The organism is Oikeobacillus pervagus (assembly GCF_030813365.1).
Taxonomy (GTDB): Bacteria; Bacillota; Bacilli; order Bacillales; family DSM-23947; genus Oikeobacillus; species Oikeobacillus pervagus.
The window spans coordinates 13456-28642 of sequence record NZ_JAUSUC010000023.1; the positions used below are offsets into that span (position 1 = coordinate 13456).

The window sequence follows — 15187 nt, forward strand, 5'->3', positions numbered from 1 at the left end:
CCTGTTTTTTATTAAAACTACCGTTAGAACAATGGATAGCTTACTGTAATATATTGTTGAATTTTGTAACAAAAATCTTATGGTACATTCTATCCATATACATTCCTAATTTCCCCCTCTTATACTAGATAGGACAAGTATAAGAAGGAAATTAATTTGGAGGAAGCTATATGTTCTCACAAACTGAAATTGGAATTGACTTAGGTACAGCAAACTTGCTCGTCTATAGTAAAAATAAAGGAATTGTAATTAATGAGCCTGCTGTAGTTGCAATTGATACAGCGACCATGAAAGTGTTAGCAACCGGACTTGAGGCGAAAAACATGATTGGAAAAACTCCTGGGAAAGTTACAGCATTAAGACCATTAAGAGATGGTGTCATCGCAGATTTTGATATGACAGCTGAAATGCTAAAAGACGTGATGAAGAAGGCTGGGAAAGCATTAGGATTTTCCATTAGAAAACCAAATGTTGTGGTATGTACCCCGTCTGGAGCAACTTCTGTAGAAAAACGGGCGATCCATGATGCCATTAAAAGCTTTGGTGCAAAAACCGTACATTTAATTGAAGAACCTGTTGCAGCTGCGATCGGAGCAGATTTGCCTGTCGAAGAACCCATTGCAAATGTGATTGTCGATATTGGAGGCGGAACAACAGAAGTAGCCATCATCTCCTATGGAGGTGTTGTATCCTGCAACTCCATTCGGGTAGGCGGTGACCGGATGGATGAAGATATTATTCAATACATCCGGAAGCAATATAATCTATTAATTGGCGAACGAACAGCTGAACAAGTGAAGATAGAAATCGGCATGGCTCTTATCGACCACGATGTAAAAAAGATGGATGTTCGCGGTCGTGACCTTGTGACAGGTTTGCCAAAAACGATCTCGATTCACTCTAAGGAAATTCAAGGGGCATTAAAAGAATCTCTACTCCAAGTGTTAGAAACGATACGAGTTACACTGGAAAATTCCCCACCAGAATTAAGTGGTGATATTGTTGACCGAGGTGTTATATTAACAGGCGGTGGCTCACTTCTGCAAGGAATGCAAGAGTGGTTAAGTCAAGAAATCATTGTTCCCGTTCACCTAGCCCCCAACCCTCTAGAATCGGTTGTAATTGGTACAGGACGATCCTTAAATATCATTAATAAATTACAAAAAGCCTTACGATAGCAAGTCGCTTACATGCGGACTTGCTTTTTTATTTAAAAAATACCGGTGCTCGTTTAAGGGATTTGCATATTTCCCTTAGGCTTTTGATGATTTCCCGAGGGCTTTTGCACTTATTCTATGCGGATTTGCTCATTTCCCAGTGTATATGCTTATTTCCCGTGATTTTATGCACTTCTTCTCACAATATTTGCACCTCCCATCCGAACATTACTTTTTAATCGCTGTGAGGTTTGCTCACGGGGTTTTGCTTATTTCCAAATGATATTTGATGATTTCCCAAGGGCTTTTGCGCTTGTTCTATGCGGATTTGCCCATTTCCCAGCATATATGCCTATTTCCCGTGATTTTATGCACTTCTTCTCACAATATTTGCACCTCCCATCCGAACATTACTTTTTAATCGCTGTGAGGCTTGCTCACGGGGTTTTGCTTATTTCCCAATGATATTTGATGATTTCCCAAGGGCTTTTGCACTTATTCTATGCGGATTTGCTCATTTCCCAGTGTATATGCTTATTTCCCGTGATTTTATGCACTTCTTCTCACAATATTTGCACCTCCCATCCGAACATTACTTTTTAATCGCTGTGAGGCTTGCTCACGGGGTTTTGCTTATTTCCCAATGATATTTGATGATTTCCCGAGGGCTTTTGCACTTGTTCTATGCGGATTTGCCCATTTCCCAGCATATATGCCTATTTCCAGAGATTTTATGCGCTTCTTCTAACGATATTTGCACCGTGCACCTCTTCGCCGAACATTTCGAGACGTTAGTTCGCTGGCATTTGACTATTTCCTTGCATATTTATCTAATCCGCCCCCCATTTTTCCCCTATATGGAATAATCAAGTTAAAACTCCGTATTTTTGGACATAATAAGACCAAAGGAGGATTCATCGATGACTGAACAACAAATCGCTTATACATTTCACACTTGTAATTGCGGCCATTTATACGATTCTTTGAGGGGGCCGATTGAAATTTCCGCCATGCTTGATCATGTTGAGGAAGATGTATTAGCTCAATTTTTGACCGCTTTTGATTTTTCTGAGCATGATCATCTTTTATTTGACGAGTTTAAATATTATTTCCGATTATTTCAAAAGGTGAAGCAGTCTTTTTTTTAATCACCTGGCGCTTCTTTTCCTATATATCCATCTTTCTGAGAATAAAAGCAAAATCCCCATCGGACTAGCCAATGAGGATGGATGATTTATTATCTTGAAAATGATCGTTTCGGACGATGGGTTGGAAAATGAATTTGTGGAATAGCAATCCCAATAAGGATAATCATGATTCCGGTCATTTGTAGGAAGGAAACTGCTTCCCCCAAAATAAATAAAGCTGCGACAATAGCTGCTGGAAGCTCAGCTGCCCCTACAATCGTCGCTAATCCTGAATCAATCTTAGGTGTTCCAATCGCGAAGAAGACAACTGGCAGGATCGTTCCGAATATCCCTAATAATAGGCCATATTTCCATAATCCAGTAGTCAAGACCCCATCTACAATCAAGATCGGTGAAACATAGAAAAGAACGAGAAGGAGCCCCCCGCTTGTAATAAAAACACTTCGTTGAATCGTCGGTACACCAGGTGCTACTTTCCCACTGTAAAAAATAAACAGTGCAAACGTGATCGCCGCAAGCAACCCATATACGACACCATCCAAATGTTCTCCCCATTGAAAATTCGTCGAACCAACTCCACCAGCTAACAATGTTCCAGCCCATAAAAAAACAACAGAAATCAATTTCTGGTTGGATGGCATTGCTCGATGATAAATCGCTTCAATTAAGATTCCAATCCACGTAAATTGGAATAACATCACAACTGCAATCGACGCCGGTACCCTTGCTAAACTCAATCCATAAAAAATCCCCGTCGCACTAAGCAATAACCCGACCGTCATTAAAGAACTGACATCCTTCCAACTCATTTTTACTCTTTTTGTAAAAAAATAAACAGCCATCAACATGGCAAGTCCAAAAAGGTACTGGCTTCCTGTCACTTGACCGACTGTAAATCCGGCTGCAATCGTCAGTTTTACAATAGAGGCATGGATCCCATAACTACATGCCCCAATCAAAACAAATAACGAATAGCGAAACTGATTCATCTTTTATGTCCTCCTTTCTCGATGACTTTTTTTAAAAGATGGTTGATTTCAGGAAAAAATACGATGTTTCACAATAAGTTCCATCTGATTTTTCCGCCGATGATCCATCACAATCTGCTATGATTCAATAAAGGAACAAAATAAGCCTTTTGCAAAGAAATAGGAGGGCCTTTAGTTGGCACTTCCCTGAATTTCAAATATACACATAGTATAGTACGTCTTTTCATGTTTCATCAATCCCTTTTAAATAGCCTGAATTTTCAAGATATACAAGAAGATTTCTCCTTGAAAAACTAATTCTGTAAATACTGTTAACCGATAGGAAGTAAAAGGGGTTTATAAAGATATTTCAGAAATTTCAAATTACACCTTGACGATTAATCCTAGATAGCATATGATTATAGTCAAAATTAATATTGTTGTTCTTATCCAGAGAGGTGGAGGGACTGGCCCAAAGAAACCTCAGCAACCAGCCAATTGGTCAGGTGCTAAATCCAGCAAACTACAACAATCGTAGTTTGGAAGATAAGGAGGAAATGATTACAGCCAATCAAGCCTTCTTATTATAGAAGGCTTTTTTTTATTATTGAAATCTGGAAAAAGGAGTGACTGAGATTGAATCTATTGGATCGACTAAAAGAGGAAGTGCTTACTGCTGATGGCGCAATCGGTACTCTCCTTTATTCATATGGGATTGACTTTTGTTATGAAGAATTAAACTTAACACAGCCCGACGTCATTAGACGGATTCACCAAGATTATATTCAAGCAGGAGCGGATGTCATCCAAACGAATACGTATAGTGCAAACTCGTTAAAATTAGCTCGTTACGGATTGGAAAATAAGAGAGAAAAAATAAATAAAGCAGCGGTTCAAATTGCAAAGCAAGCAGCTGGATTGAATGACACATTCGTTCTTGGGACGATTGGTGGCATTCGAGGTGTTCGAAAAAGTGATGCTACTCTTCAAGAGATTGTGGTCGCCTTTTGCGAACAAGCCGAAAGTTTACTTAGCGAAGATATCGACGGCCTTCTATTGGAAACATATTATGATTTAGAGGAAATTACAACGGTTGTGCATACAGCTCGGAAAATGACCGATCTCCCCATCATCGCTCAAGTGTCGATGCATGAACCAGGTGTGCTACAAAATGGGTTGCCATTAAACGACGCTTTATGCCAGTTAGAAGCTTTGGGGGCGGATGTCGTTGGCGTTAACTGCCGACTAGGTCCACATCATACAATTCTAGCATTGGAAGAAGTCGCCCTACCAAAGAAAGCTTTCTTATCTGCTTATCCGAATGCAAGCCTTCTGGATGTGGTCGATGACAGGATTGTCTATGAATCAGAAGCTGACTATTTTGGAAAGGCTACTGTTAAACTAAGAAATGAAGGTGCTCGTCTTATTGGCGGATGTTGCGGGACTACACCGAAACATATCGCTGCGGCGAAAAAAGCCTTACAGGGGTTACATCCGATTACAGAAAAGCAGGTAAAAGAGAAAACACCAATTTTGGTGAAATCCAGAAAAATATCGACAGTGCCTCCCCTCCATGAGAAAGCGAAAAATGAACGTTCTATCATCGTTGAATTGGATACACCGAAACATTTAGACACCACATCTTTTTTTGAAGGAGCAAAATGTTTACAAGAAGCGGGAATTGATGCGATTACGATGGCCGATAACTCCCTTGCATCCCCAAGAATTAGCAACATGGCGATGGCAACTTTATTAAAGTCAAATGATCAAATCCGTCCGCTTGTCCACATCACTTGTCGTGACCGAAATTTAATTGGCCTACAATCTCATCTAATGGGATTACATACTTTAGGTCTTCATGATATTTTGGCTGTTACGGGAGATCCAACAAAGGTCGGGGATTTTCCAGGAGCCACTTCTGTTTATGACGTTTCTAGTCTGGAATTCATCCAGCTAATCAAACAATTGAATGAAGGGATTTCTTTTTCAGGGAAATCATTAAAAGTAAAAACAAATTTTTCAGTTGCCGCTGCCTTTAATCCAAATGTTCGCATTTTAGATCGAGCAGTCAAACGATTGGAAAAGAAAATTGGGTTTGGGGCCGATTACTTTATCAGCCAGCCTGTTTTTACGAAAGAAAAAATTATTGAAATCCATGAAAAAACTAAGCATTTATCCACTCCAATTTATATCGGAATTATGCCATTAACAAGTTCACAAAATGCGGAATTTTTGCATAACGAAGTGCCCGGGATTAAACTTTCCGAAGAAACACTTAACCGGATGAAAGCTTGTGAAAATGACAAAACGCGGTCACATCAAGAAGGAATTTCGATTGCCAAAGAATTAATTAATACAGCTCACGAACTTTTCCACGGGATTTATTTAATCACTCCATTTCTTCGGTATGATATGACGGAAGAATTGGTCACATACATCCATGAGCTAGATGCCAAAAAGTTAGAAAGAGGGATTGTCCATGTCCATTCAACATTTAATTGAGAAAGAACTACAATCGCGAATATTAATTATTGACGGTGCAATGGGAACAATGCTACAACAAGCCGATCTTTCTCCAGAGGACTTTGGCGGTGAGGAATATGATGGCTGCAATGAATATTTGAACATCACTTCACCCAAAACACTCGAGAAAATTCATATGGCATATTTAGAGGCCGGTGCTGACATTATTGAAACAAATACGTTTGGTGGTACTCCCATCGTATTAAATGAATATGGTCTAGGTGACCAAGCCTATGAAATCAATAAAAAAGCGGTTGAAATTGCCAAATATTGCACTTCTCAATATTCAACTCCTAACCACCCTCGGTTTGTTGCAGGGGCAATGGGGCCCACTACCAAAACCTTGTCGGTGACGGGTGGGATTGATTTTGATACATTAAGTCAAAATTTTGAAATCCAAGCGAAAGCGTTGATCGATGGCGGATGTGACTTACTTTTACTTGAAACGAGCCAAGACATGCTCAATGTTAAAGCGGGATTCATTGGGATTGAAAGAGCTTTTGAAAAAACAGGTAAGAAAGTCCCTATCATGATCTCAGGGACTATTGAGCCAATGGGAACGACATTAGCGGGACAAAATATCGAATCCTTTTATTTATCCGTTGAGCATATGAAACCTTTATCTGTTGGCTTAAACTGTGCGACTGGACCAGAATTTATGACGGACCACCTCCGCTCACTCTCTGATTTATCAAAAGGATTTGTGAGTTGCTATCCAAATGCAGGTCTTCCAGATGAAGAGGGCTGTTATCATGAATCCCCCGAATCATTAGCGAAAAAAATTGAAGGGTTTGCCAAGAAAGGTTGGTTAAATATTGTCGGTGGCTGTTGTGGAACGACACCTGAACATATTCGCGCCATTCGAGAAGTCGTAAGTCAATATCCACCTCGTGTTCCGCAAAAAAAGCCACATGGACATGCAGTTTCCGGTATTGAACCGCTTCTTTACGATGATTCAATGAGACCATTATTTATCGGAGAAAGAACCAATGTCATCGGATCGCGGAAATTTAAACGACTCATCATCGAAGAAAAATATGAAGAAGCAGCAGAAGTTGCACGTGCTCAAGTAAAAGGCGGTGCGCATGTCATCGATGTATGCTTAGCCAACCCTGATCGCGATGAACTTCATGATATGAGCCAGTTCATCCAGGAAGTCGTGAAAAAAGTGAAAGTTCCACTTGTCATTGACTCTACAGATGAGAAGGTAATCGAAGAAGCATTGAAATTCTCACAAGGGAAAGCGATTATTAACTCTATTAATTTAGAAGATGGCGAAGAACGATTTGAAAAAGTCATCCCGATCGTAAAAAAATATGGAGCTGCCGTCGTCGTCGGAACAATTGATGAAACCGGAATGGCTGTGACACGTGAACGGAAACTAGAAGTTGCGAAACGCTCCCATGACTTACTTGTTCATAAATGGGGAATGGAACCAGAAGATTTAATTTTTGACCCGCTCGTCTTCCCTGTCGGAACTGGGGATGAGCAATATATCGGCTCTGCAACTGAAACAGTAGAAGGGATTCGTTTAATCAAACAACATCTGCCTAACTGTTTAACCGTTCTCGGTGTAAGTAATGTTTCATTCGGTCTCCCTCCTGTTGGTCGTGAAGTATTAAATGCCGTTTACTTATACCACTGTACCCAGGCTGGACTGGATTACGCGATTGTGAATACGGAAAAATTAGAACGTTTTGCCTCTATCCCTGATGATGAAATTAAGATGGCGGAGGATCTTTTATTCAAAACATCTGATGAATCGCTTGCGGTTTTCGCCGACTTTTATCGTGATAAGAAGAAAGAAAAGAAAGAAAGTGAATTACCGAAAACGGTTGAAGAACGCTTAAGCTATTATGTTGTGGAGGGTACGAAGGAAGGGTTAATTCCCGATTTAAAGAACGCGTTAACGATTTTTGACAGTCCATTAGACATTATTAATGGCCCATTAATGGATGGGATGGCAGAAGTCGGTAGATTATTTAACGACAACCAACTGATCGTTGCCGAAGTTTTACAAAGTGCGGAAGTCATGAAAGCAGCTGTTGCCTTTCTAGAACCTTTAATGGAAAAAACAGATGATGCTGGAAAAGGAAAAATCATTTTAGCCACTGTAAAAGGCGATGTACATGATATCGGGAAAAACTTAGTGGATATTATTTTAAGTAATAACGGTTTTACTGTCGTGGATCTCGGTATTAAGGTATCACCTAATGAACTCATTCAGGCGATTGAAAGAGAAAAACCAGATATCGTTGGTCTCTCAGGTCTCCTTGTAAAATCTGCTCAACAAATGGTCTTGACAGTCCAAGATTTTAAGCAGTTTGAAATTGATGTACCCGTGATGGTCGGAGGTGCCGCCCTATCTCGACGGTTTACCGAAACAAAGATTTCAACCAATTACGAAGGTCCTGTTTTATATGCGAAAGATGCCATGGAAGGATTATCTTTGGCGAATCGCTTACAAAATAAAGAGGAAAAACAAGTGCTTTTAACTGAATTAGTCGCTCAACAACAAAAGCGGAAGGAAGTGGAAGCTTATAGAGCAACAATGAAATCTTCTAATCATGTGGCGGTCTTAGAGAAGCCGAAGAAAACGGTCCGAACTGATGTGCCGGTTTTCAAACCTCAAGACATGAGAAAACGGGTATTGCGTGATTACTCAATTGCTCATTTAACTCCTTATATTAATTTGCAAACCTTAATTGGCCATCACCTTGGCTTAAAGGGAAAGGTAGATAAACTGTTAGCAGAGAAAGATTCCCGTGCACTTGCTTTGAAGGAAATGGTCGATTCCTTTCTATATTCCGGAAAATTACGAACAGCGGCTCTGTATCAATTTTTTCCTGCCCAATCCGATGGGGATGATGTTATCATTTATGATCCAGAAGATGAAAAAACGGAAATGGAACGATTCACCTTCCCTAGACAGGAAAAAGCTCCATTCCTTTGTTTAGCCGATTATTTAAAGAGTAAAGAGAGCGGAGAAATGGACTATGTTGGCTTCTTCGTTGTTACAGCAGGCTTTGACGTTCGAAAAAAAGCCACAGCATTAAAAGAACAGGGAGAGTTTTTACAAAGTCATGCCATCCAAGCGACGGCACTAGAATTGGCAGAAGGTTTTGCCGAAAGGATCCATCAGGAAATGCGCGACCATTGGGGATTCCCAGACAGCACTGATTTTACAATGAAAGATCGATTCGCAGCAAAATATCAAGGACAACGCTTCTCCTTTGGCTATCCAGCTTGTCCTAACTTAGAAGACCAAGAAAAATTATTTAAATTATTAAAGCCAGAAGAAATCGGAGTCCATTTAACAGATGGCTATATGATGGAACCAGAAGCATCAGTATCAGCAATTGTCTTCGCACATCCAGATGCAAGATATTTTAATGTATATTAAAAATTTCATACAAATTAATAAAACTTGGGATAGGTTATGGAACCACCCAAGTTTCTTTTTGTGTTTTTTGAGGGGATTGGAGAAGTGAAAGTGTAAATTCATGAAATTAGAGACCCTTTTTCAGTGAGAATATAGGACGTTCAGCGAACTAGTGCAATTATCTTATGAAGTAGTTCATATATTTGCCGGAAATAAGCATATATTTCGGGAAATATGCAATTCCTCTTTGAACTAGTGCATATCTCTCAGGGAAATAGGCATATCCATTCGGGAAATGATCAAACGACCGAGGAACATCCCCTCTCCAAGTAAGATAGAAAACTAATCCAAAAAAATTAATAGAAGTCCTACTCATAACTTCCCTCCATCGGCTTCATACTATGAGAAGAAGGAGTTGAAGGTATGAAGAAAAAGGATTTTCATTCAAAGGAATCCCCTATGATCCCAAAGACACCACAAGCTGGGGTTGCATCTGATATAAATGAATATTACCCTGGAGATTCTGTCAATGAGCATAGTCATTTAGAAGTAGCAAATGAATTGATTGGTCGGGGGGAAATCGAACAGCAAAATAATAATTTATAAAGAGTAGGGATTTTCTTCCTCCCCAATGAATGTTAAGTTGAACTGATCGCGGACCTTTAGGCAGTGATCCTCCACCTGTCTTTTTATGTCCGAATCATTTTGAGGGGTAGGTTTTCTGCCGGTTAAGTGGGATAAAAAACGCCCGCTCGAATTCTCAAAATGAGCGGGCCTATGATCTTATCGATTATCTACTTTTTCAGGGTACAAATCATGATTCATAAGACGATAATCGGCCATCTTTTCATATTTTGTTCCAGGTCTTCCCCAGTTACAATACGGGTCAATCGAAATTCCGCCTCTTGGAGTAAATTTCCCCCATACTTCAATGTAACGCGGATTCATCAGTTCTATTAAATCGTTCATTATAATATTCATGCAATCTTCATGGAAGTCACCATGATTTCGGAAACTGAATAAATATAATTTCAATGATTTACTTTCAACCATTTTTATATCTGGAATATAGCTAATATAAATAGTGGCAAAATCAGGTTGTCCAGTCTTTGGACAAAGACTAGTAAATTCCGGACAATTAAATTTCACAAAATAATCCCGATCTGGATGCTTATTATCAAACGTTTCTAATACATTTGGTGTATATTCAAACGGGTATGTTGTCCCCTGATTCCCTAGTAGCGACAGATCCGTTAACTCCTCATCTTTTCTCCCTGTCATCACTCATACCTCCCAGCATTATAAAAAATAAAACCACACCCTAAAAAATGGATATGGTTTGCACATACTATTACAATCCATAATTTTTTCAGAGAGTTAAGGCTTGAACCTCTACAAAACAGCCCAACTTCATCAGACCTACTCATTATAAAACACAACACCCCTATTGTAAATTGATTGAATTTCCATTTTCTGGAGGGTGCCTGGCACCTGGTTTAAATTTACACTTCCGGCATAGCCTTGTCCGGTTGTTGTTCTTTTGTTAAAATATTTATACAGTTTAGAAAACACTAGTAACGTAGTGGAAAATGAGGTGCTTTATTATGAGTCTGTTAAATGAGATTATGGAATATAATAAGAAGTTTGTGGATGAGAAGTTATATGAAGAGTATTCGACTACGAAGTTTCCTGATAAAAAGGTTGTCATTTTGACTTGTATGGATACGAGATTGGTTGAATTAGTTACACGGGCCATGAATTTTAAAAATGGGGATGTTAAAATCGTCCGCAATGCCGGAGCAATCGTCAATCATCCTTTTGGAAGTATTATGAGAAGTATTTTGGTCGCTGTCTACCAATTACAAGCAGATGAAGTTTTAGTTGTTGGTCATCATGACTGTGGAATGAGTTCATTAAAAAGTGCGAAAATCATTGAAGACATGGCTAAAAGAGGAGTCAAAACGGAGACAATTGATACATTGCGCAATGCCGGAATAGACATTGACCAATGGTTAGAAGGTTTTAACAGTGTAGAAGAAAGTATCAAACATAGTGTTCAAATGATCAAAACTCACCCACTTATGGTTGATGATATTCCTGTTCATGGACTCGTGATTGAACCACACACTGGTAAATTGGATTTAGTCGTAGATGGCTATAAGAAAGTAGAAGTAAATAACTAAATCACATTCTTTCGCACAAAGGGGCTGTCCGAAAAGTAGTTTTCTAAGCCTAAATCGGTAAAATGCAAAACCCAAGAATGCTGTCATATCAACATTCTTGGGTTTTTAATTTGGGCAAAATTCATATTAAAATGGACTTTTGAGACAGCCCCTTTTTTATTGTCTCAGAAAAATAAAAGACCCTTAAGCAGAAAAAAATATAAAAACTATCGAAAAGGTGGATATTCATTTCAGTTATTCTTATTTTGCTGTTTCTATTAAAAGATTATATTAAATCTTTTTAAGACAAATACACCGGTAACCGCCGGTGTATTTGTCTTGAATATTAATCTTCCATTGTTGAAAGGTCGCCTGTTGGTAGTCCTAGTTCCCAAGCCTTTAGGACACGGCGCATAATTTTTCCTGAACGTGTTTTTGGCATTGTTTCGCGCACTTCAAACATTCGAGGTGCGGCATGTGCTGCCAGGCGAGTCTTGACGAAATTGCGAATTTCTACCATCAATTCTTCACTTTCCTCATAGCCCTCTCGCAATGTAATGAAGGCTTTAATGACTTCTCCACGAACTGGATCTGGTACACCGATAACTCCTGCCTCTGCAACAGCTGGATGTTCTACTAGTTTACTTTCCACTTCGAATGGCCCAACACGCTCGCCAGAAGTGTTAATAACGTCATCAACGCGACCTTCAAACCAGAAGTACCCGTCCTCATCACGGTAGGCAGAGTCCCCTGAGACAAACCATCCATTTAAGAAATACGACTCATAACGCTCTTTGTTATTCCATACTTGAGGGAGCATCGCCGGCCATTTTGGTTTAATCGCTAGGTTCCCCATATGACGTGGTGGAAGCTCATTGCCATCATCATCAATGATCGTCATAGTAATACCTGGCACAGGTTTCCCCATAGACCCTGGACGAATCGGGTTACAACGGAAGTTCGCACAAATCGATGAACCTGTTTCAGTCATCCACCAGTTATCGTGAATGCGACGATTTAATGAGTCCATTCCCCAACGAATAACCTCTGGGTTCAATGGCTCACCGGCAGATAAAATATGTCGTACTTTTGAAATATCATATTTTTTCGGTAGTTCATTCCCACTCGCCATTAACATACGAAAAGCTGTAGGAGCACTGAACCAAACCGTAACATTGAATTTTTCTAGTGTCTTATACCAGTCCTCCGCTTTAAAGCGACCACCGCGAAGAACATTTGTTACACCATTTAACCAAGGAGACCACATTCCCGCAGATGTCCCTGTTACCCAACCGGGATCCGCTGTACACCAATAAACATCGTCTTCATGTAAATCATATACCCATTTTCCAGCGACATATTGGTGGATCATCGCATCATGAACTTGAAGAATTCCTTTTGGCTTTCCAGTAGAACCAGAAGTGTAATGAAGAAGCATTCCATCTTCTCTTTCCATCCATTCGATGACATGCTCATCAGAAACATTCATGAGTCCATTGAAAGTGACGATGTTCTCCCCTTTTTCATCGCCCCCGACTAAGATCACAAATTGTAAATCCGGTAATTCATCGACAGGAATTCGGGATAATAATTCTGGAGTGGTTACAACCGCTTTCGCACCACTATCTTGCAAACGATCTTTAACCGCTTCTTCCATAAAAGCTTCAAATAATGGCCCAGCAATAGCTCCAATCCGAAGAATTCCTAAAACCGAAATATATAATTCAGGACTACGTGGCATAAAAATAAAGACACGATCACCCTTTTCAATTCCTTTAGAACGTAGACCATTCGCAAATTGGCATGAAAGCTTACTCAATTCAGAATAAGTATATTCTTCCTCCCGTTCACCATCCGTATAAAGAAGAGCTTTTTTATCCCCCTTGCCTTCTTCCACATGACGATCAATTGCTTCATGCACCATATTCACTTTTCCTGTTTTAAACCAAGTAAAGTGCTCAGCAGCCTTTTCCCAACCAGCTGTTCGAACGGCTTCTTCGTAATTTTGTAAATTAGCATCCGTACCTGTTGGCATTAATTCTTTTTCTAAAGCATTTGTCCCCATTGTTTGCCCCCCTAGTTTATGTTATATAACAGAATGTAATTATCTCTTGTTGTTATTATACAACACAGGTGTTACAATTTTCAAAATATTTTTTAAAAATAATGTATTTTCTTTTAAGTTTTTGTCAAAAAAGTGGTTTTATTATCTCCTTTTCATCACACCACTACTTCCTTTTAAGCAACTTGATCCCGATAACTAACAATATAATGCCCCGTCTTTAAATTCTTTATCAATCGACTAATGATCAATACGGGAATTTACGCATGTTTTTTAAAAAGTAAAATAGGTAAAAATGTCATAATATGAAAAAAGTTGTCTAGAAATATAAAGAGGAATTGATTGAATAATCTGGAAATTTAGTTTTATAGTAGGATTTTTAGAGTTTCCAAAATAATACTTAAGGGGGAATTGTATTTGAAAGTACTTATTTCATTGTCGAACAAATTAATGCAACGCTATTTGCCTGACCCATTTTTATTCGTTATTATTCTTACTTTTTTTGTAGCCGGATTATCGTTGGTGTTGACAGATAGTACACCAACACAAGTGGTTGAGTATTGGGGCGGTGGATTTTGGGGATTATTAGCGTTCACCATGCAGATGGTACTTATACTTGTTACCGGGCACACATTAGCAAGCAGTCCATTTTTTAATAAAATTCTAAGTGGTCTCGCAGGCATTCCAAAATCTCCAGGGCAAGCAATCATTCTCGTTTCAGTTATTTCTTTAATAGCCTGCTGGATCAATTGGGGATTCGGTCTTGTCATTGGAGCATTATTTGCAAAAGAGCTGGCTAAAAAAGTAGAGGGTGTCGATTATCGGCTATTGATTGCAAGTGCTTACAGTGGGTTCCTGCTTTGGCACGGGGGGCTTTCAGGGTCTATTCCACTAACAATTGCAACTCCAGACCATTTTACTGAAGATATTATTGGAATTGTTCCAACAAGTGAAACTATTTTCTCGGTATATAATTTAGTCATTGTCGTTGCACTTTTTGTGATCATTCCATTCGTTAATCGGCTTATGCTACCTCCAAAGGATGAAACGATTGTGATTGATCGCTCATTATTAGAACAAAGAGATTCATTTCAAGCGGCCTCCATCGAAACATCAAGTGTGACACCTGCCGATCGTCTTGAGAATAGTCGAATTTTATCACTATTAACAGGTCTTCTTGGACTGGCATTTCTATTTTTTTACATAAAGAATAATGGCTTAAATATTAACTTAGATATTGTGAATTTTACTTTTTTATTCTTAGGGATTTTATTCCATAAGACTCCGAAGAAATTTTTAACTGCAGTAGGAAATGCTGTGAAAAGTTCAAGTGGGATTATTATTCAGTTCCCCTTTTATGCGGGATTAATGGGAATCATGGTTTCCTCTGGTTTAGCAAATGTATTGTCTGAAGCTTTCGTTTCCATTTCTACAGAGAACACTTTCCATATGCTTGTCTTTTGGAGCGCAGGGCTTGTTAACTTCTTCGTACCATCCGGTGGTGGACAATGGGCCGTGCAAGCACCTGTTATGTTAGAAGCTGCACAAGGAATGGGAGTATCCATGTCGAAAACTGGTATGGCTGTAGCATGGGGGGATGTCTGGACCAATATGATTCAACCATTTTGGGCATTACCAGCATTAGCAATCGCTGGACTCAAAGCAAAAGATATTATGGGATTTTGCCTCATCGTATTCTTTGTAAGCGGTGTCATTATTTCCTTAGTATTTTTGTTTTTATGACAGTTAATAGTTAAAGGTAATTTAGAAACCCAAAAACAGGTG

The 15187-nt window shown here is 39.2% G+C and carries 10 protein-coding genes and 1 riboswitch; of the genes, 7 read left to right on the forward strand and 3 right to left on the reverse strand.

The window, feature by feature from the left end:
- The first annotated feature begins 170 nt into the window (after positions 1-170).
- Entirely contained in the window at positions 171-1178 is a 1008-nt protein-coding gene (gene mreBH, locus J2S13_RS09940) for a rod-share determining protein MreBH (protein WP_307257595.1), read from the forward strand.
- An 899-nt stretch (positions 1179-2077) separates the two neighbouring features.
- A complete protein-coding gene (locus J2S13_RS09945; RefSeq protein WP_307257596.1) occupies positions 2078-2305 on the forward strand; it encodes a hypothetical protein in 228 nt (75 codons plus the stop codon).
- Between the two features lie 89 nt (positions 2306-2394).
- Here the strand turns inward: J2S13_RS09945 and J2S13_RS09950 are convergent, their stop codons facing one another.
- Positions 2395-3294, reverse strand: a complete 900-nt coding sequence (locus tag J2S13_RS09950; RefSeq protein WP_307257597.1) for an EamA family transporter — start codon at positions 3292-3294, stop codon at positions 2395-2397.
- Positions 3295-3716: 422 nt separating this feature from the next.
- A riboswitch (SAM riboswitch) is annotated at positions 3717-3826 on the forward strand.
- 83 nt (positions 3827-3909) lie between these two features.
- Between J2S13_RS09950 and J2S13_RS09955 the strand changes: the two genes are divergently transcribed.
- From J2S13_RS09955 to J2S13_RS09965, 3 genes are all read left to right on the forward strand, one after another.
- Positions 3910-5775: a bifunctional homocysteine S-methyltransferase/methylenetetrahydrofolate reductase gene (locus tag J2S13_RS09955; RefSeq protein ID WP_307257598.1), complete on the forward strand. Its 1866-nt coding sequence runs from the start codon at positions 3910-3912 to the stop codon at positions 5773-5775.
- The gene (gene metH / locus J2S13_RS09960; protein WP_307257599.1) at positions 5753-9199 is read left to right on the forward strand and encodes a methionine synthase; all 3447 of its coding nucleotides are present in this window, start codon (positions 5753-5755) and stop codon (positions 9197-9199) included. The genes J2S13_RS09955 and metH overlap by 23 nt, the downstream gene beginning before the upstream one ends.
- 402 nt (positions 9200-9601) lie before the next feature.
- Positions 9602-9784 carry a hypothetical protein gene (locus tag J2S13_RS09965; protein ID WP_307257600.1) on the forward strand — a complete coding sequence of 61 codons (183 nt, stop codon included), beginning with the start codon at positions 9602-9604 and terminating at the stop codon, positions 9782-9784.
- Positions 9785-9961: 177 nt separating this feature from the next.
- Here J2S13_RS09965 and queF read toward each other — a convergent pair whose 3' ends face one another.
- Positions 9962-10459 carry a preQ(1) synthase gene (gene queF / locus J2S13_RS09970; protein WP_307257601.1) on the reverse strand — a complete coding sequence of 166 codons (498 nt, stop codon included), beginning with the start codon at positions 10457-10459 and terminating at the stop codon, positions 9962-9964.
- Positions 10460-10782: 323 nt separating this feature from the next.
- Between queF and J2S13_RS09975 the strand changes: the two genes are divergently transcribed.
- Complete coding sequence (locus tag J2S13_RS09975; protein WP_307257602.1) at positions 10783-11361, forward strand: beta-class carbonic anhydrase; 579 nt, start codon at positions 10783-10785, stop codon at positions 11359-11361.
- A gap of 325 nt (positions 11362-11686) precedes the next feature.
- Here J2S13_RS09975 and acsA read toward each other — a convergent pair whose 3' ends face one another.
- Positions 11687-13405, reverse strand: a complete 1719-nt coding sequence (gene acsA / locus J2S13_RS09980; protein ID WP_307257603.1) for an acetate--CoA ligase — start codon at positions 13403-13405, stop codon at positions 11687-11689.
- Positions 13406-13819: 414 nt separating this feature from the next.
- On the opposite strand from acsA, the gene J2S13_RS09985 reads away from it, so the two are divergent.
- On the forward strand, positions 13820-15145 hold the full coding sequence (locus J2S13_RS09985) for a short-chain fatty acid transporter (protein WP_307257604.1): 1326 nt from the start codon (positions 13820-13822) through the stop codon (positions 15143-15145).
- Positions 15146-15187: the final 42 nt, after the last annotated feature.

Excerpts from the sequence above, each read along its gene's own strand:
- mreBH (WP_307257595.1), top strand. The coding sequence starts at position 171 with ATGTTCTCACAAACTGAAATTGGAATTGACTTAGGTACAGCAAACTTG.
- metH (WP_307257599.1), top strand. The coding sequence starts at position 5,753 with ATGTCCATTCAACATTTAATTGAGAAAGAACTACAATCGCGAATATTA.
- J2S13_RS09965 (WP_307257600.1), top strand. The coding sequence starts at position 9,602 with ATGAAGAAAAAGGATTTTCATTCAAAGGAATCCCCTATGATCCCAAAG.
- J2S13_RS09945 (WP_307257596.1), top strand. The coding sequence starts at position 2,078 with ATGACTGAACAACAAATCGCTTATACATTTCACACTTGTAATTGCGGC.
- acsA (WP_307257603.1), bottom strand. The coding sequence starts at position 13,405 with ATGGGGACAAATGCTTTAGAAAAAGAATTAATGCCAACAGGTACGGAT.
- J2S13_RS09950 (WP_307257597.1), bottom strand. The coding sequence starts at position 3,294 with ATGAATCAGTTTCGCTATTCGTTATTTGTTTTGATTGGGGCATGTAGT.
- queF (WP_307257601.1), bottom strand. The coding sequence starts at position 10,459 with ATGACAGGGAGAAAAGATGAGGAGTTAACGGATCTGTCGCTACTAGGG.
- J2S13_RS09975 (WP_307257602.1), top strand. The coding sequence starts at position 10,783 with ATGAGTCTGTTAAATGAGATTATGGAATATAATAAGAAGTTTGTGGAT.